This is a genomic window from Planctopirus hydrillae, assembly GCF_001707835.1.
GTDB classification, from domain to species: Bacteria; Planctomycetota; Planctomycetia; order Planctomycetales; family Planctomycetaceae; genus Planctopirus; species Planctopirus hydrillae.
Genome location: NZ_LYDR01000152.1, coordinates 1 through 18,382 on the forward strand (window position 1 = coordinate 1; position 18,382 = coordinate 18,382).

Below are 18,382 nucleotides of genomic sequence, written 5' to 3' on the forward strand. Positions count from 1 at the left end.
CAGAACTGGCAGAATGTTGAACAAGGTCGCTTTCATACAGGCCGCATGCGGGAAAGTTCCAGATTTTGTCAACATCGGCCAACCGTCATTCACGCGAGAGAAGCTGTTTTCCGGAAATTCTTAATGGGTAGCCCGTCCAACTTGTGGCCGGGTTGTCGTGCAGTTCCACATCAACAAAAAGCCTCGCCATGCGTGCCTCTTGCCATATCTTTTCGCACGACCCTGACGGTGCTTAAAATCAAAAGACAGCGGAAGGGCGTGGTTATTTACAGGGTGTGAGGCATGGGAAAACATGCTTGCTCAGAGCCGCAAGCATGGCACAAACAGGGGAGGTTTTGATCAAACTAAGCACGTTTGAGAGGGAGGGCTGGTTTCTGGAACAGCCACCATTCCCAGAGTAGAAACAGCAGCGCTGCCCAGGCGAACCAGCGCCAGAGTGGTGTTTCCACAGCAAGTTTCTCATCGGCTGCAGAAACTTTGGCTTCTGAGAATCGCAAATCCTGCTGCACAAACAGTGATGACTCCTGCACACTCTGAAGCGCTACGCCGATCTGCTTCACGAGAGTTCCCCCATCAAAAATCTGGTAGACACCAACAGCCGGTGCTGCCACACCTGCCAGTTGTCCGTTGGCGTCGGTCGTCAATTCTGTGGTTCGCGCGGCGGTGCGTTTGCGACCATTGGCAGCCATCGGGCTTAATCGTAACGTACTCCCTGCAGCCAGTTTCCACTCCGGTTCGAGCGGCCCCACAATGCGATAGCGTGTTTCCGGCTGAAGTGTCAACGGAGGGAAGACGCCCGTTCGGAGTGCTTTGGTTTCATTCAATCCCGCCAGACTCTGAGCCAGATCGACGGCATTGGCCACCAGGATGGGAAACCCGACGCGGAAGGGGAGCGTCGAACGTTCAATCGGAAACAGAATATGATAGCGCTGCTGTGCCCCCGAGGGTCTTGAGACAATCAGCGGGCCTCCTGTTGATGTCGCCACCACCTGAAAACCTGCCGCTTCAATGGTGCGGTCTGACTGACCTTCCTTCAATTGCGGTGCCCCGCCAATCTGCACATCCAAAAGTTGTACATGCCTCAGGAGAGGATCTGTTCTCAACCAGTCTGTGACCTCCGCCAATCCCGAACCGGAGGCAACTTCTTCTGTCGAGATGAATGATTCCAGCTCGGCGGGAACTAATCCTACGGTCAAAATGACGCACGCATCACGTTCGGCATCAGCCACTTGATTGGAAATCACGAGATCAACTGAGGATGGTGTCGCAGCCCCTTCCGCGGGAAAAACAACCACGTCTTTCATCGCAGCCAGGGCATGGCGAAACGTCGTCAGATCGGGAGGGCAATAGACGCTCAGTGGCCTGACCTGCGGAGTTACGAGAAAAGCTTCATTATCGCTGCCAACTGCATCCACACCATCCGGAACAAGGCGCAAAGCAACCTCAGTACTCTCTGGCGACGAAGTGCGAAAAATCAGTCGCTCCGCAGATCCGCCAGCTAATGAAATCGACTCACTGCTCAGGAGTTCTCCATTCTCGAAGAATTCAACTTGAGTGAGCCCCGCAAACTTTGATGAAGCCTCGACACGGGCAAAGACTTCCCAGTTCCCGCGTGATTTTCTGGCATTGAATTCTGTGATCCCCACGTTAGCGGTTGCCGCCGGGATTTTCTGAAAACTCACTCGAAAAGGCAGCTCGAGGTCAAATTCAGGAGGCACATTTCCATCACTGAAAAGGACAACTGTCTCGACAGGCACAGTGCGAGCCAGAGCGATCGACATGCGGAAGGCATCTTCCAACTGACTTGTCGATTCAGAAATCGTGAGCTGATCAAGTGCTGCTTTGAGGACGCGTTGATCATTCGTGAAATCCGTCAATCGACGGGCCGAGTCAGAGGCCGCAATCAGGCTAATTTTCTGATCCGCCATGAGACCATCGATCAGTTTGGTTACTTCCTGTTTGGCCAGTTGCAGTCTGGTCTGGCCGCCCGCTTTCTCAACGCCTTCCATACTGGCTGAAATATCAATAATCACAGGGAGATACCGTGCGGTTTGCGAACGAGCCGGCCAGAAGGGCTGCATGGCTGCCAGAATCAAAGCCAACAGCAACAGAATCTGTGCCAGCAGCAGGAGGTTTCTTTGAAACCTTTGAAAGGGAGAGTTGACGCGGGAATCGCGAACCACCTGTTGCCATAGAGCCAACGAAGGGATCTCGACTCTCGGTCGGCGCAGCTTGAGAAAGTAGAACAGGATCAGCGGTGCCAGGAGCAGCAGATACCAGGCAGCCGAGAGTGATGCAAAGCCAGGCCAACTCATCGCACCCAGCCTTTACGAAGGAGTGTATCGAAGACGATGTTATCCACGCTTTGCCGTGTATTGAATGACAATGAGCGCCCGCCACGTTGCCGACAGACTTGCTCCAGTTCCCTTTCGAGTGACAGGCGGTATTCCTCATAGATTCGGAGGAGATCTCCCCCGGCTGTCACATCCAGAGTTTCTCCCGTTTCGGAGTCGACAAAACGCACATCCTGTTCCAACTCAGGGTTATGCTCGTCGCTGGATAAAATCTGGATAGCCCACGGTTCCAGCCCCGCTCCAAACAACCGGCTGATGGCCTGATCAATTCGGCCAAAGGTCAGGAAATCTGACAGGCAGATGACCACCCCTCGACCCGTGTGCTGCCTGAGTGCAGCGTCGATGGTAAAGTCGATTTCGGCATCGCCACCCACTGGCAGGTTTTCGAGAAACTCAAAAAGTTTGCGGAAAGAACTTTTCCCGCGTAGTCGTCGAATCTGATGCGTGGCTTCATTCCGGCTGCCCAATGCGTAGATCGAGACTGGCTCCATATTCATGAGCCCCATCATCGCCAGAAGTGCGGCAGCCTGCCTGGCTCGATCAAACTTTTCGCCAAACTTCATTGAACTGGAAGCATCCAGCAGGATGACGACATGCATTTCTTCTTCGTGGCGATACAGCTTCAAATAAGGGCGATGCAGGCGGGCAAAGATATTCCAGTCGACGTACCGGATGTCATCACCAGGGCTGTAATCTCGAAAGTCTTCAAACTCGGTACTCGAACCTCCGCGACCTGCCAGATGTTCACCTCGCATGCGGTTGGTTTTGCGGAATCGTGGCGCCAGTCGCAGATTCTCTGCTCGAGAAAGTGCGCTGTTCGAGACCAGTGAAGTCAATTGTCTGGCGTTCGCCATGGGGTACTCTCAATACGAGAATCCTGGTCTCTGTATGTCGTCTCTGTTTGTCATCTCTGGTGAGTCTTCCGCAAGAGTCTAGCGTGCATCAATCGCCTGTTGAATGGGCTTAAGGATTTGTTCAACCACACATCGATCGACCAGTTCTTCACAGATCGATCTCAACTGGCGAAACGTCGTATCGTAGCTTGATGATGCATCCAGACTGCCATATTGCCGCACACAAAAATAGACACTGATCTGGTCTTCACCAAACTCGCCTTTACGAACCTGGTAAGGATTGGTTCAAGTTTCGACACTCAATCGCGCATGTCGACGACATGTATCATCGAGGGCCATGACAATTCCCGGCTGATAGCTCAAGGGTTGGGCCCCGGGCAAGGCCAGCAGATTTTCGATTGCCGGGCCGGGTGAAAGAACTTCTGCCAGCAAGGCATCGTGGTTGCCTCGATAGGCGAAATCGAACCCCAGCATGTAATCGAGTGCTTCACAATCCAGTGGCGAAACCGAAAGCATATACGGGGCGAGTTGCAGCACCAGTTCATGCTGGGCTGCTGCTTCATCCAGATCCAGCGGATTGATCAGCCCACTCGAGATGCGTTTAGTTTCCATCGAAACCCACCGTTGTTGCTCCTGATCTTTATCCGATTCGAGGATGTAATCCTTTCCCTCGCGCGAATGAAAATTTCTCATCGAAGGGTAAGTTTTCTGCAGCCTCTCGAAAAACCCCAGAATCGTTTCCCGGCTTCCGGGAAGAGGCATTTCGGTGTGAAGATTCAAATTCGCGTAGAAGTCGTCCGCGAGATGGGCATACTTCTGCATGCGAACTCCCGTGTGGTGGCCCGAGTTGTTGTCGGATGATGAAAACGCCTGATTTCTCGCAGATTTTATCGTGAGTGCCACATCGGGTCAAAGCGGGACTGATCGACTGGCTGTGCGGGAGTGATCATTCAATGATCATTGTCGTTCATTCCGATGAACTGCGTTTCTCAGAAAGTCTTTGTCTGGCCTGCCGCACCTGGACTTCCAATTCCTGATTTCCCGCATAGAGTGTCATGATGCTGTTCCAGATGGTGCGAGCTTCAATCGTTTTCCCCTGCTGAACCAGTTCATCAGCTCGTGCCAGTGATTGATCAACCATCTGCACTCGATCGACCGGGTCGCCACCGGCGGCTTCGATCTCCTGAATTCGCTTTTTGGCCAGCATGACAAAGGCTCGATCCTGCTCTCGATCTTTCAGCAGCACGACCATGCTTTCATACTTTTCCAGAGCCGAAATACGGTCGCCAAACTTTTCGTATCGGTCAGCTTCCAGGAATAATCGCTCGGCTTCAGAATTCGGATCTCGCCCTGTTTTCGCAGTGGCCCGGGCCCTGCGCTCGGCCTGATGCATTTCGACCTGATCGACATATTGCTGAACCTGATCGGCATGTTTGCCTTGAGGAAACTTCTGCTGGAGTGGCTTCAGATATTTGTCGTAAGCATCTCCCCAATCGGTGGGCTCTTCACTCTTCATGAGTGCTTCCGCCCTGGCAAACAATTGATCTTCCGACATCGGCCAGAAGGGAATTGTGGCCAGAAACAGGATCGTCACCAGAATTGACGCCAGGAACCACGCCCGTTCATAAAAGGGGACTTTGGCCGATTTTTTTCGTTTTTTCTTTTTGGGAACGTTGGCCTCAGCCGTTTTGGCTGCCTCTGGCGAGATCGGTTCGACCGGCTTTGTGAGTTGTTCCTGAATCTGTTCAATCGCGACCTGCACTGCGAGCGCATCGAAAAATCGATCCTCGGGATCTTTGGCCAACAGTTTGAGAATCAGATCTTCGACAACCTGTGGACATTCCGGGTTGAGCGATGACGGGCGCGGAGGATCTTCCTGCAGATGCATAATCAGCATCTCGCCCGCGTTGTCTCCGCGAAAGGGCGTCTCTCCCGTGATCATTTCGAACATCACACAGCCGAGTGCATACAGATCCGTGCGACGATCGACTGGCGGCTTGCCGCGAATCTGCTCGGGGGACATATACGAATATGTGCCCACTGTTCGGCCAGCAGCCGTCAGTGCTGTCGCTGTGGTGTCACGCGCAATCCCGAAATCTGTCAGCTTGAGTGTGCCGTCTTTGGCCCTTAGCAGGTTGGCTGGCTTCAAATCCCGATGAATGACACCCGCAGCGTGAGAATGCTCCAGCGCCTGGGCAATCTGAAGTGCCAGGTCGAGCACTTCTTTCCACGGAAGCTGGCCGTGTTCTTTCAGGTAGCCCTCGATGGAACCACCGGTGACCAGTTCCATCGCATAAAAGCGCTGTGTCCCCAGCTTCCCGCCACCATAATAACGCACAATATGCGGATGCTGCAGCTTCTTCAGAATGGCGACTTCGCGTTCAAATCGCTTCTGTAAAGATTCTGCCTGGCTGAGATCTGGTGAAAGAATCTTGATCGCCACGGGAGCACCAGTCTTGGTGTAAGTGGCACGGTAGACAATCCCCATACCACCGACACCGAGTCGATCTCCCAGTTCAAATGGTCCGATCATGCGGCCAGCCATGAATCACTCTTCTCTCGCCAGTGCCAGAAACCAGTTTTTCACATACGGAATGATTTACGGGCGATATGGCCCCACCAGTTCGACGAGATTTCCATCGGGATCGCGCAAGTTACAAAGCCCCACACCCTCTGGAAAACCGGCTGGAAGCAGCTTGGGCGAACTGGCGATCGGCTTGACTTTGTGCTGCTTTAACTTTTCGAGCGAGGCGTTCACATCTTTAACGTGAATTGTCAGATAACGAATGCCGTAGGTGGACTGAATATACGATTGATCGGACCGTGCTCCCGGAGCTTTGGGAAACTGAATCAGTTTCAATCTGGTGGCAGTTGGCCCCGTTCCGAGAGTCAACACTTTGACATCCAGCACCTGACCATCAGACAAGCCAACCTCCCGGGCATAGTCGGCGGGGACTGAAAATCCAGGCAACTCCTGAAAGCCGATGGCCTTAGTATAAAAATCGATCGACGCCTGCATATTGCTCACACACAGACCCACATCAATCGTTTCCGAACTGAAGCCAGTTTCTGGCGACTTTTCTTCCTGCAGTGCCGCCACCGCAATGGAAATCCCCGAAAGCAACATGGCCCCGAACAGCGAACACAATGCGCCGCGTGCCATACCCAGGTGCTGCATCTTCCAAGCCATTCGGATCTCCTCGATGTTCAGTCGTCAAAGTGTTGATTCCGGCAAACCACATCCTGCCGTTGATCGCTGGTTGTTACGGATTGTGCCTGTTTGGAAGGGTCGAATCAAATCGACAATTGCAATTCAGCAGGCAAGTTCAAGAATTTGTTACCTGCCAGCCTCGAAAAATCTCAGACGGTAAAAGTCTCCACCTGAAATGATCTCAACAGGAAAAGATCCAAAAGCGACAAGGAACGATTCCACAATTCGCATTAGCCTGAAGAATCGCTACGCTGGCCATCATGCCGAACCAGGATTTAAAACCACGAATCAGCAGCTCTTGGCGACACCACTCAAACTCTTTCACTGACAGAGATCCTCATGTTTGCACGCGACCTTGTCCTGTATGGCGTCAATCAAAAGTATCTGCAATCACTCCTGAGTGGAATCAGTACTCAGGAAGCTAAAGTTCAGCCCATGCCCGGACTGAATACCCCTTTCTGGATTGCTGGTCATCTGGCGATTTCCACAGACTATGCCCGGCAACTTTTGGGGGAAGAGCTGAAATGTCCCCCCGCCTGGCACAAAGCCTTTGGTCCAGGCTCGATCCCTGGCAACGAACAGAATATTACTGCCAGTCTGGAAGAACTTTTCGAAGCGGTGCATGCCGGACACGTCGCCATCACCACCTTGTTACCCAGCGTGAACGAAGCGTGGGCCGCACAGCCAAATCCGGTGGAATTTCTGGTGAAAAACTACCCCTCGACCGGAGATCTTATGGCACACCTGCTTACGACTCACGAAGCCATTCACCTGGGCCAGTTGAGTGCCTGGCGACGCTTCCGTGGTCTGCCTGCCGTCAGTATTGGCTAGTATTGGCAGTGGGCGACCAGCTTCCGGACAAGATCGTTCCGGATTAGAGAGTGTTCCGGGCAAAAGAGTGTTTAACGGCCGAAACTACAGATCATCGTCTGGCAGAAGTTCTGCTTCTTCCGCGTCGTTTTCAGCCAGGATTGAAGTTCCCCGGGGAGCAAAATCCTGATCCAGCACGACGTAATCGGCATAGGTTGATGGATCAATATGAATCACCTGAGCTCGCCCCGTCTGGGCATGACTGAGATCGTTTTCCGTGGTTTTTCCATGTAATCTCGACGTGACGAGCACGAGCCTGGTGTTAGCACTGAGAATTCTCTGGGCTTCTGCCAGCATCGACGTGGTCGTGGTCGCTGCGCCAGGTTCGGCCAACGCCAACTGATCGAGCAGGAATTCAAGATTGGCAGGTGAAGCCGCCGCTTCGTACACCGTCGCCGACTCACCACTGATGGCCAGACGCACTGTCGATTCCCGGCACGTCTGCGAATGCTCGGCGCAAAGTGTCGCCACAAAGCTCAGGATCAATTCAGCCTGCAGGTCTTCCTCAGGAGTCGGATGAGCCGACCGATGCAGATCGACCACGACTGAAAGATGATGTTCGCGATTCTGATGAAACTCGCGGACAATCAGTTCATTCCGGCGGGCAGAACTCCGCCAGTGAATCGCTTTGGGGTTATCGCCACTGCGGTATTCTCGCAGATGATGAAAATCATCATTGTAAATCCCGCCCCTCGACTGGCTGGACGTCACAAGTTCAGAGGCACCGACCAGTTCACGTTTCCAGCGGGGATGCAATCTGCCAATGATGGGATAGACCAGCATTTCTTCATGAGCATTCACCACCAGCCCGCGTTCAATCAATCCCAGTGGATAGCGACTGGAGACACTCAGTGGCCCGAAGATGTACCGGCCGCGATGCCCCAGTCGAATCCGATAATGGGCTAATTGAATCGATTGGGGCCCCACGCGTGTAAAGAGGACACTGGCGACAGCGGCAATCTGTGAGTGTCGCGCTTTGGCTGGACGTGCCTGATCCCGCACCAGCATCATCCAGGCAGATAACAGTGGCCGATCATTCCGAAAACTTACTTCGACACTGAACTGCTCACCACACATGGCTCGTTTGGGTAAGGTGCGCGACACCTTTGAGCCTTGCAGAGCGGTAAAGGCCGCCCAGCCATTGAGTACAAAGGGACCAGCCATCACCGCAAAAACGAGCATCATCATGTTCGACTGGCCCAGCATCGAGCCCACCAGCAGCACAATCATGATTCCCAGATACATCAGCCCTTCCTTGGGGATATGTACCCGGTTTCGTTGAAACACAGGCATTTTCCGCATGCTGGCCGATTGTTTGCGAATCCACTCTTCCACAAAGGTCTGTAGACTGAACAGGATCAATACGCCGATCGCCACAAAAAACGTCATGCGTGTTAACGAAGACCAGCGGGCCGTGATTGGCGAGGCCACAAAATAGCCCAGCAGTAGCAGGCCCGCGACAGCCAGGGCAATCAAGGCACTGACTGGCAAAGCCAGTCGTCCGGGAGCCTGATTGCGAAAACTCACGTTTCTGGCAGAGGCTGCTTGCGCCTGGCTGGTCTGGGAATTGGTAGCGCTCCCGGCTGCCGACTGCGTCATTGAAAGCATTTTCTCAGAGGCTGCCGCGCTCCCAGACGATGCAGGTGAGCCACCAGTCTCTGTCTCCACCGTGGGAGAATTCGACGATGCCGATGTCAGCGTCAAGGGAATTACTTCCTGTTGAGAGATGTCTATAATCGATGATTGTGTTCTGAATACGAAAAAAATCTCAGTTTTTGCAGCCAGTTGGGCCGTATTGGGATTTCCCTTTGATAGTAGACTCAACTTTTCATGGTCTTGCTATCCTCAAAAGCATGAACTTTTGATTCAAAGTTGCGTCTCTTGCCCACAGCGATCCTCAGCCGCCAATCGCTTCTCCAGAAATTATCCACCCTTGGAACGAAATTTTTCCCCCAGGGTTCGCCCCGAAACTCATCGATCCACCGGCAACATCATGACTCGAGATGATTTTGGAAACCATCCACCCATCAAAATGAACATGACTTCATCAGAAACAACAGAATCAGAAACAACAGAGAGTTTGAAGCCCTTCGAGAACTTTGAACCTGTTGAGATTCAGCCACAAATTCCACTTCAGGGTTCGCAGATTCAAGGATGGAAACACCCCGTATTACTGAGCCATGAGCAACTCCTGAGCGAGTGCAAAGCGCGTCGCCAGAAGACTTCTGGCCCTGGTGGTCAGCATCGCAACAAAGTCGAAACGGGAGTTTTTCTCAAGCATAGTCCCACAGGAGTCGAAGCACAGGCCACCGAACGTCGCAGTCAGGCAGAGAACCAGTCGAAAGCCCTCAAACGTCTCAGGCTGCAACTGGCATTGGAAATCCGCAGTCAACAGTCTGCGATTGAGGCCCCTTCTGCACTCTGGAAGTCACGCGTTCGAGAGCAGAAAATTGTCGTTTCTGACGAACATTTTGATTTCCCCATACTGCTCTCCGAAGCTCTGGATGTCCTCGCCGAACATGCCTGGGAACCTCATCGGGCAGCTCTGCAACTCGATTGCTCAACCAGTCAGCTCATCAAGTTGTTGAAGAAGTTTCCGCCGGCCTTTGTGCTCCTTAATCAGCAGAGAGCCAGGCGACGGTTGGAGAAGTGGAAATAGGCATTTGGCGAACCTTCAAATTCCGGGCTGACAGAAAGTCCACTTTCCAGTTAAATTAATCAAACGTATTGCCTTTGGACCCTGTTTTTAAATGCTGACCAGTCGTTCTCGCTGCTTCGAATCGCAAGCGGCAGATCACTCTTTTCCACGGCCGACGAGCCCACGTCATGAACCCGGAGACCCTGACATGAAAATGGGACGCACACTCGGCGTTGTGGCGACTGGCGGCATTCTGTTTGGCCTCTGGATCAGCGGCTGGCTTAAAGGTTTCGGGCTGGGAGATTCCAAGTTTCCAGGTGTGCAGGTCTCGACACAACAGACCAAAGTCAGTGACGAAGACGTCGATCAGACATTATCCAAAACCAATGCCTCCACCACGTTGACCTCATCCACGGAATCCCGGCCAGAAACCCAGGCAGCACCTCAAGTGCTGGATATCATCATCGACGATGCGGGATATCACTTCCGCAACAGCCAGACTTATGCCATCGAACCGGCTGTCATACCGCTCGATCAGGTGATTCAACAGGCGTTATTGACCACACCCTCGAACGAAGGCCCGCGAGTCAAGATTTATCGCAAAGCCTCATCTCGAACGAGTAATGAGGCCAGACTCAGTGCAGCGCTGGCAGAAGCGGGCCTCAAACCTGTCGACATCTATTGGCATCCGGCGGTCACTGAATAGCGATCCAACTCCAGCAACACCACCCGTGAGAATTGCCCATAAATCACGCTGGTCCATGCGGTCTGATGGCTTCACAGGATCTATGTGGCTCTCAAGAGTTCCCGCCAACTTTCGAGAACTCGGCTAGAGGCATCTCCCGTCGCCTGGGCTGTTAACTCCCGCGTATTTTCGGGTTGATGAACAATCTTGATTTCCAGTCGATCCGCTGGCAGGTACTCACTGACGAGTTCAGGCCATTCAATCAGCACGATAGCCTCAGATTCCAGCAGTTCATCGACACCCAGTTCAAAGAACTCGGCTGAGGTTTTTAGTCGGTAGGTATCCAGGTGATAGACACTGCGACGAGCCTGATACTCATGGATCAGCGTGAAAGTGGGGCTGGAAACATCGTCAATCGTTCCGCCCAATCCCTCCACGATTCCGCGCGTGAGGGTTGTTTTTCCCGCCCCGAGCTGCCCCGAGAGCAATACGATCATGGGCTCCTGGCAACTCATTCCGAGAAAACGACCGGCCTTTAAGGTTTCTAACGCGTTGGCAAGAAACATGTTAAGTTGTTTTGAAGGCATTAATCGATCACCTGGGGGAGAATTTTCAATCAGAAGAATATGGTGCGTCATGCGATTCTCAGAGTGCTTTCTGCAACTTCTCGAACGAGATTGCAAGACACAAGATGTAGTATGCCTATCCAGCAAAGGCCGCAAAATCGTTGAAATCGTTGCAGTCTTCCGAAACTGTAATTATTTGTATTGCAGTCAACGGCAATTCTTGCCACTCGGCCAATGTTCAAATCTTGGCCAACGTGTTTGAGCCGGTCTTCATTATCAAATCGACATCCGTGTACTGCCTGCAAGTTTGTCTTCGCCATGAATGGCAACAGGGTTTGATCTGCTGATTGGTAGTCTGTTGATTGCATCGAATGGATTCGTACCCCGTGCTGGGTATTCCTAAGGGGGGAGTGCCAGCATTTTTCAGGTTGAAGTTCAACCTTAGCACAAGGAAGTGCCATGAGTCGCAAAGTTGCTGAACCTATTTCCAAGCCCGTTGTTCTGCTCAATGGGGATTTTCGCCCCAAGAAGAAAGACGGCCCGGCACTGAGCTGGTTTAATACCGGCTATTACGACTCAGTCACCGCCGCCGGTGCTTTGCCGATTCTGACCCCTCCGCTGGAAGATACGGACGATCTGAAGCAGATTCTCGATTCGGTGGATGGCGTGGTCCTTGCGGGTTGTGGGCACGATCTTGACCCTGTTCGTCTGGGTTTGGAGCCACACCCCCATACACGCCCGATGCCACAGCGCCGGGAAGATTTTGATCGCCTGCTCTGCAAAATGGCTGTGGAAATGAAGCTGCCAATTCTGGCGATCGGCTCGGGCATGCAGACGCTGAATATCGTTCTGGGTGGCTCGATCTTCCAACACGTTCCGGAAGAAGTTCCCCGTGCTCTGCACCACCGTGATTCCGTCGAAAAATGCAATCGCCATATTATTGAAATTACCGAAGGGACCCGTGTCTGGGATGTTTACGGCCCTGGTGAAATCCGCGTCAACAGCGATCATCACATGGCTGTCAATCAGTTAGCTCAGGCCTTCCGTGCCTCAGCCTGCTCACCAGACGGTGTGATTGAAGCTTATGAATCGACCGACCCGGACTGGTTCTGCATTGGTGTTCAGTGGCATCCGGAAGATGACACTGCCAGTGCTCTCGACATGCAGCTGTTCCAGGAATTCGTGGGTGCTTGCCGCATGGGCAACATGCCAGCTGTGATTCCGATGACAGGTCGCCAGAAGGTGGCTGCCTGAGAAGATATTGTCATTCGAGCGGAACTTTCTTTGAGGAGATCGCCTGCTCTGCAATGGGGACGGACTTCCATTCAGGTCAGGTGCTGAAGATGCAGCGCGGGTCGAGCACGGATGTTCGCCCCGACGTTGCGCCACACATTGGCATCCCTCTCATATTCATCACGCCAGACTTGTTCGCGGATGACTGAATAACCATGCTGAGAACCTGTTCGACCACGATGTCGTTAAGGTTCTCAGTATGCTTTCGGCCCCCAATTTGCCCAACGAAGAACAGCGGATCCAGGAGTTGTATGCTCTGGAACTGCTGGACACTCCACCCGAAGACCGCTACGACTCAATCATCCGTGCATTAAGGGCCATCTACAAAGTTCCCATCGCCTACATTTCGCTGGTTGATCGTGAACGACAATGGTTCAAGGCTCGGGTTGGCCTCGAAATTCTGGAAACACCTCGCTCGATTTCATTTTGTGGCCATGCCATTGCTCAGCAAGAACCACTGGTGGTTCCTGATCTGACGCAAGATAGCCGCTTTGCCGATAACCCGATGGTACTGGAAGCTCCTCATTTGAGGTTCTATGCCGGTCTTCGCCTCTCAGGTCCAACCGGCCAACCGGTGGGGACACTTTGCATGGCGGATACGGTTCCCCGCGAGAAGCCATTTGATGATGCGCCACTCAGAGAACTGGCCCATCTGGTCGAGCAGCAGTTTCAAATGCTCGATTTGATTTCGGCTCAGAAAAAGCTCCTTGAAGTCCGTGCCCAGCTCTTGCAGGCTCAGGCTTTGCTGCAGAATGAATTGCGTGATGCAGCAGATTACATTCACTCGCTTTTGCCAACTCCGCTCATGAAAACGATTTCCACCAGCCATGAGTTGGTGGCCTGCTCGGAACTGGGTGGGGATCTCTTCGGCTATCACTGGATCAGTGAGGAAGAACTGGCGATTTACCTGCTCGATGTCAGCGGGCATGGAGTCGGAGCATCACTCCTTTCCGTTTCTGCCCTGAATGCACTCCGCCGGCAGGCCTTGCCCGGGATCTGCTTTACCGATGTCGAATCGGTGCTGTGCGCCATGAATTCAGCATTCCCTATGGAAGAACACAACGGAAAGTTTCTCACTTTGTGGTACGGCGTGTTTCATACAGGACGACGAGAACTGGAGTATGGTGCCGCAGGTCATCCACCAGCCCTGTTATGGCAACGTCCCGGTGGGCCGTGCACAAAGCTCGTTTCCAATCAGATCATGATTGGCGCTGCAGCCGATGTGCCTTATCAGGCAGAACGGGTGCGAGTTCAGCAAGGGGCCAGACTTTATGTCTACAGCGATGGCGCCTTTGAACTGGATTCACCAGCGGGTGATAGTCTGGGAATTCATGGATTGATCCAAACCATCGAGAAAAACGCCCACCGATCCAGCCAGCGAGTACCAGCGATTCGAGAAGCGTTACAGACCTTCCAGGGGTCGCCAGATTTTGTGGATGACTTTTCAATGATTGAGCTGTGCTTGTAACGGTTGATGTTCGTCTCAGCGAATGACCGGTACAGTCACCTTTGCAGGCACGGTTTGACCGCGATTGGGTTGCAAAATCATGGAGAAATCGATGGTCAAGGGCCCCCACTTCGAATACAGCGGGACTCGCACAACGGGTGAACCACTGAATCGAACCATGTGCAGTCGATCTTTGAGAACTGTCGGCAGCCCCAGTGATAGTTGATGAGCAGCCAGTTCTGACTTAGCCTGCCCGGCGATAATGTTGACCATTTCGCCGATGGCATCGATGACCTCTGTGTTGACTTCGCGAATCTTTTCTTCGCGCATTGTGCTGGCGGCAGCAATCGCAAGATGATTACTGAGATTCAAAGCAATCGTCCCGACGATACCGCCACGAATCTCGATGACACCGGTTACCCCACTATAGGGTCTACGGGGTGCCAATCCCGGCTTTCCCAGATCCAGAGGTGATCTGAGCATCTGAGTAAACAATGATGTGGCAGCGCGTATGATGGGATTAACAAAGCGAACGTCCACGCGAATTCCCCAGAATTTGCCAGATTGACAGGCCAGAGATTGTCCCATTTGCAGCGGGTATGGATATGGACACACGACTGAGTAGAAGTTGGAAGGATCGCCACTCAGTCGAAGTTCAATTCTTCACCAGCCTGTTCAAAACCTACATGACCAAATTCGTCAGGCTGTTTCTGGTTGCAGCGGTACTCACGATTCGTGGAATTTTCAGGTGTTTCACCTACGTCGAGTTTCAACGAAACCAATGGCAAACTATTCAATTGCCTTTGAGAACCAATAAAGTGTTTCTCACAATGGAGGCACTCAATTGATGGGGAGTGCGTTAAGACGATATGGTAGAACTACTATTTTGAAGGGAGGTTGAGTGGTGATGCAGCAGCGTAGTTTAGGGGTTTTGACACTGATTCTGGTCAGTGGGCTTTCCATTCATGGTCCATCGACTCATTTGGCAGTCGCGAACAATGGCCCCTGGCCACTCCCTCAAGTCACTTCACCAGCCGACAATCCCTCGACGCCAGAAAAAGTCGAACTGGGTCGACAGCTCTTTTTTGACCCCCGACTTTCAAAGACACAGGAAGTCTCTTGCGCCAGTTGCCACAATCCGGAAAAGGGGTACAGCGATGGAGAACCCAATTCTCAAGGGATTGGCGGCCAGCGTGGTAATCGGAATTCTCCTTCAATCATTAACAGCGCGTACCACAAATTTCAGTTCTGGGATGGACGCTCCAAGACTCTTGAAGAGCAAGCCCTGGGGCCCATGCAGAACCCGATTGAAATGGGGATGACACTCGACGAACTCGTCAAACGTCTGAATGAAGTGCCAGGGTATCGTGCTCAGTTTCAAAAAGTCTTTGGGACAGACGTCACTGCGGAAAACATGGCGAAGGCGATCGCCGCTTTTGAAAGAACCATTGTTTCGAAAAACTCGCCTTATGATCGTTTTGTGGCTGGCGATACCACGAACTGGAACCCGACGCTCGAACTGGGCCGTGCCCTCTTCTTTGGAAAAGCCAATTGCAGTGCCTGCCACAGTGGTGCCAACCTGACTGATAATGCCTTCCATAATATTGGTATTGGCAGCCAGGATGCTGGTCGAGCTGCCATCTCCAAACTGGAGGCCGATCGGGGGGCCTTCAAAACTCCCACGGTCAGAGAGGTCGCCCGTACTGCTCCCTATATGCATGATGGCAGTCTCAAAACACTCGAAGAAGTGGTCGAGCATTACAATAAAGGGGGGACGCCAAACGATTACCTCGATGAAGAAATCTTCCCGCTCAAGTTGACGGATGCAGAAAAAGCAGCTCTCGTCATCTTCATGCGGGAAGGATTATCCAGCCCGGATCTTCCTATTATCACCAAGCCCGAACTCCCCCAATAACTGCCCGACAAGCCAGACAACCTCAACAGGCTCGATACATCGGTCACTTCTTACGAACCTAACCGCTTTGCTTTCGCCACCATATCGAGTTAGCATCGTTAGTCGGAAAGAGACAATTCGATCAGTCGCCAGACAACGTCCGGCTCTGTTCGAGTTGTTGGAACGAAGCAGCAGGCGGCTCAATAGGAAGAATCTCTTCGCATGATGACCGCCAGTTGAATATCTTCGAAATGGAATGCCACAACAGGACGAACCAGACCTTATTTAGATGAGAGGAACGAGGGATGCGTTTCTGGATGAATGAACTCCCATCGGCACGAAGTTTGGCTTCAGCATTGCTGGTTTCAGCAATCTCAATGACCTCAATCAGTGCTCAGGAAACTCCTGCACCTGCAGAAGCCCCGAAGGTCGAAGCTCCTAAAGCTGAAGCACCACAGGTCGAGGCTCCCAAGGTTGAAGCACCCAAAGTCGAGGAAGCCAAGCCTGATACCCCCAAGGTCGATGTTAAGCCGGAACAGGCCAAGCCTGAATCAGCCAAGCCCGAAGAAACCAAACCAGCGGAAACAAAGCCAGCGGAAACTAAGCCAGCGGAAACTAAGCCAACCGATGCTCCGGCAGCACCCAAGACCGTAGAACTGGTCGAGCACCTCGATAATCCGACGGGCGTCGCCATTCATGGCGGAAATGGCCACGTTTTCATCGTCTCCAAGCAGGGTGTCTTTCGACTGGTGCAAGGGAAACCACACAAGATCTTCCTCGAAGTTGAAGGCTTCCCGACAGATGTCTACGGCAAAGGCCCCAAATACGATATCGGGCCACTGGGTGTCGCTTTGCTGGGGACTGACAAACTGATTGTGGCAGATGGCAGCCGTCCTGATGGTGAAGAGCTTGTTCGTATCTACAAGATCGAAGACAAGACTCCCGGCCCGCCCCGCAAGGAAACCGATGCGGAATTCACCGTTGGCCCCATTGCCCCTGGAGATGCCAGCCCCAAAGGTGAAGGCAATTTTTACGGCGTTGCGGTGATTGGAAACACCTTTTACGTCACGGCCAATGGCAACGATGCCAAAGGCTGGGTTGCCCGTTCTGTCATCACCGACGGCAAGCCAGGTAACCTCGAACCATGGCTGGCCACCAAAGAAGCAGTCAACGTTGATGCCCCGATTGCAGCGACTGTCACACCTGATGGAAAACAACTTGTCATCGGTCAAGGTGGCGAAGTTAACGTTGCCGGCGATTCACTGGTGACGTTCTATAACCCAGAAGATGGCAAACTGCTCAAGAATTATAAGACCGGCTTGCACGACATTACTGGTTTGGCTTACGCCCCCAATGGCAAGCTCTATGCTGTTGATTTCGCATGGCCGGATCCGACACAGGGGGGGCTTTTTGAACTCGTGATCGAAGGCGAAGAGATCAAGCCCAAAAAGGTCCTTTCACTCGATCGACCCACTGCCCTGGCATTCGATAAGGATGGCAATGCCTACGTGACTGTCTTCGGTCTCGGTAAGGATACTGGCGATAAGCCCAAGGGTGGCCTGCTGAAGATCCCGGCAGGTTTCTGATTCTGAGAGCGAATTGATGGCAGCCAGTGGATTTTGAAAAGCATCGCCACTGGCCGGAAAATCACACGAATCACCCTGGAAATGCTGAAATTTCCAGGGTGAATTTGTTGACGAAGCGCCCCCATGATCACATCCTGGCGGGCGATACGCATAGGGAAAACCTATTGCAGGCATTGTCTCTGCAGGGTTTGTCTGTCATCACCGGCAGGCTATACTTAGCACAGTCAGCCCGGCGACTTCCGGTGTCTGATTCGCCAAATGATCAACCATTCAGCCGATTTGAGTCCGCTCTCTGTTGGTTTTGAATGATTCCGTGTTCTTACAAGGTGGAATTGATAATGACTGCTCGCGTTGGTAAGCCCGCTCCCGACTTCTCGGTTCAAGCCTATGACCGCACGAAAGACAATACCGATGCCCAGTTCACAAAAGTGAGCCTGGCAGATCTTCGCGGGAAGTGGGTTTGCCTCTACTTCTATCCACTCGATTTCACATTCGTCTGCCCGACCGAAATTGTCGCTTTCGACAAAGCCGTGGGCGACTTCACTGATCGCGATTGCGTGCTCCTCACAGCCAGCACAGACAGTGTGTTCTCTCACAAAGGCTGGTGCGATAGCCATAAAGACCTGGCAAGCCTCAAGCATCTGATGCTCGCCGATACGGCTCACACGCTTTCAACGGCCTATGGCGTCCTCGATGAAGAGCAGGGCATTGCCTATCGCGGGATCTTCCTGATCGATCCCACCGGTACCGTCCGCTGGCTTGCCGTTCACGATCTCTCCGTGGGACGCAGCGTCGAAGAAGTTCTGCGAGTTCTCGACGCTCTCCAGACAGACAAGCTCTGTCCCTGCAACTGGAAAAAAGGCGAGTCCACACTCAACTAGTTTCCTGACTGCTGGCGCTGAATCACTGGTCTTATTCAACCGGCAGGAAGTTTCTTCGCACTGCATAGTTTCAGCCCTGGAACGCTCGGCCTTCGAGCGTTTC

The 18,382-nt window shown here is 52.7% G+C and carries 16 protein-coding genes; 8 read left to right on the plus strand and 8 right to left on the minus strand.

Annotation, left to right across the window (positions count from 1 at the left end):
- Positions 1 to 344: 344 nt before the first annotated feature.
- The 5 genes from A6X21_RS19020 to A6X21_RS19040 all read right to left on the minus strand — a co-directional run bounded on the left by A6X21_RS19020 (position 345) and on the right by A6X21_RS19040 (position 6,398).
- Positions 345 to 2,315, minus strand: a complete 1,971-nt coding sequence (locus A6X21_RS19020; RefSeq protein WP_068851286.1) for a vWA domain-containing protein — start codon at positions 2,313 to 2,315, stop codon at positions 345 to 347.
- Positions 2,312 to 3,208: a DUF58 domain-containing protein gene (locus tag A6X21_RS19025; protein WP_068851289.1), complete on the minus strand. Its 897-nt coding sequence runs from the start codon at positions 3,206 to 3,208 to the stop codon at positions 2,312 to 2,314. Before A6X21_RS19025 ends, A6X21_RS19020 begins: the two co-directional genes overlap by 4 nt.
- 285 nt (positions 3,209 to 3,493) lie before the next feature.
- Positions 3,494 to 4,030, minus strand: a complete 537-nt coding sequence (locus A6X21_RS19030) for a hypothetical protein (RefSeq protein ID WP_240490328.1) — start codon at positions 4,028 to 4,030, stop codon at positions 3,494 to 3,496.
- A gap of 145 nt (positions 4,031 to 4,175) precedes the next feature.
- A complete protein-coding gene (locus A6X21_RS19035) occupies positions 4,176 to 5,753 on the minus strand; it encodes a serine/threonine protein kinase (protein WP_068851292.1) in 1,578 nt (525 codons plus the stop codon).
- Between the two features lie 54 nt (positions 5,754 to 5,807).
- Positions 5,808 to 6,398 carry a VOC family protein gene (locus tag A6X21_RS19040; protein WP_240490329.1) on the minus strand — a complete coding sequence of 197 codons (591 nt, stop codon included), beginning with the start codon at positions 6,396 to 6,398 and terminating at the stop codon, positions 5,808 to 5,810.
- A gap of 360 nt (positions 6,399 to 6,758) precedes the next feature.
- Here A6X21_RS19040 and A6X21_RS19045 point away from each other — a divergent pair, with 360 nt between their 5' ends.
- Complete coding sequence (locus A6X21_RS19045) at positions 6,759 to 7,250, plus strand: DinB family protein (RefSeq protein WP_068851295.1); 492 nt, start codon at positions 6,759 to 6,761, stop codon at positions 7,248 to 7,250.
- Positions 7,251 to 7,334: 84 nt separating this feature from the next.
- Here the strand turns inward: A6X21_RS19045 and A6X21_RS19050 are convergent, their stop codons facing one another.
- Positions 7,335 to 8,993, minus strand: a complete 1,659-nt coding sequence (locus tag A6X21_RS19050; RefSeq protein WP_131818444.1) for a DUF58 domain-containing protein — start codon at positions 8,991 to 8,993, stop codon at positions 7,335 to 7,337.
- A 334-nt stretch (positions 8,994 to 9,327) separates the two neighbouring features.
- Between A6X21_RS19050 and A6X21_RS23850 the strand changes: the two genes are divergently transcribed.
- Both A6X21_RS23850 and A6X21_RS19065 read left to right on the plus strand, forming a co-directional pair.
- Positions 9,328 to 9,948: a peptide chain release factor family protein gene (locus tag A6X21_RS23850; protein WP_165603866.1), complete on the plus strand. Its 621-nt coding sequence runs from the start codon at positions 9,328 to 9,330 to the stop codon at positions 9,946 to 9,948.
- 187 nt (positions 9,949 to 10,135) lie between these two features.
- On the plus strand, positions 10,136 to 10,633 hold the full coding sequence (locus tag A6X21_RS19065; protein WP_131818445.1) for a hypothetical protein: 498 nt from the start codon (positions 10,136 to 10,138) through the stop codon (positions 10,631 to 10,633).
- 80 nt (positions 10,634 to 10,713) lie between these two features.
- Here the strand turns inward: A6X21_RS19065 and tsaE are convergent, their stop codons facing one another.
- Entirely contained in the window at positions 10,714 to 11,199 is a 486-nt protein-coding gene (gene tsaE, locus A6X21_RS19070) for a tRNA (adenosine(37)-N6)-threonylcarbamoyltransferase complex ATPase subunit type 1 TsaE (protein ID WP_068852220.1), read from the minus strand.
- Positions 11,200 to 11,637: 438 nt separating this feature from the next.
- On the opposite strand from tsaE, the gene A6X21_RS19075 reads away from it, so the two are divergent.
- Positions 11,638 to 12,432 (plus strand): gamma-glutamyl-gamma-aminobutyrate hydrolase family protein, encoded by a 795-nt coding sequence (locus A6X21_RS19075; RefSeq protein ID WP_068851307.1) that lies wholly within the window; start codon positions 11,638 to 11,640, stop codon positions 12,430 to 12,432.
- A 238-nt stretch (positions 12,433 to 12,670) separates the two neighbouring features.
- Positions 12,671 to 13,939, plus strand: coding sequence for a PP2C family protein-serine/threonine phosphatase (locus A6X21_RS19080; RefSeq protein ID WP_068851310.1), 1,269 nt, complete (start codon positions 12,671 to 12,673; stop codon positions 13,937 to 13,939).
- Positions 13,940 to 13,954: 15 nt separating this feature from the next.
- On the opposite strand, the gene A6X21_RS19085 is transcribed toward A6X21_RS19080, so the two are convergent.
- Complete coding sequence (locus A6X21_RS19085) at positions 13,955 to 14,401, minus strand: chemotaxis protein CheX (RefSeq protein WP_165603867.1); 447 nt, start codon at positions 14,399 to 14,401, stop codon at positions 13,955 to 13,957.
- A 424-nt stretch (positions 14,402 to 14,825) separates the two neighbouring features.
- On the opposite strand from A6X21_RS19085, the gene A6X21_RS19095 reads away from it, so the two are divergent.
- The 3 genes from A6X21_RS19095 (at position 14,826) to A6X21_RS19105 (ending at position 18,279) form a co-directional block, all read left to right on the plus strand.
- Positions 14,826 to 15,833 carry a cytochrome-c peroxidase gene (locus tag A6X21_RS19095; RefSeq protein WP_240490330.1) on the plus strand — a complete coding sequence of 336 codons (1,008 nt, stop codon included), beginning with the start codon at positions 14,826 to 14,828 and terminating at the stop codon, positions 15,831 to 15,833.
- 284 nt (positions 15,834 to 16,117) lie between these two features.
- Complete coding sequence (locus A6X21_RS19100) at positions 16,118 to 17,398, plus strand: hypothetical protein (protein WP_068851319.1); 1,281 nt, start codon at positions 16,118 to 16,120, stop codon at positions 17,396 to 17,398.
- Positions 17,399 to 17,736: 338 nt separating this feature from the next.
- Entirely contained in the window at positions 17,737 to 18,279 is a 543-nt protein-coding gene (locus A6X21_RS19105) for a peroxiredoxin (RefSeq protein ID WP_068851322.1), read from the plus strand.
- Positions 18,280 to 18,382: the final 103 nt, after the last annotated feature.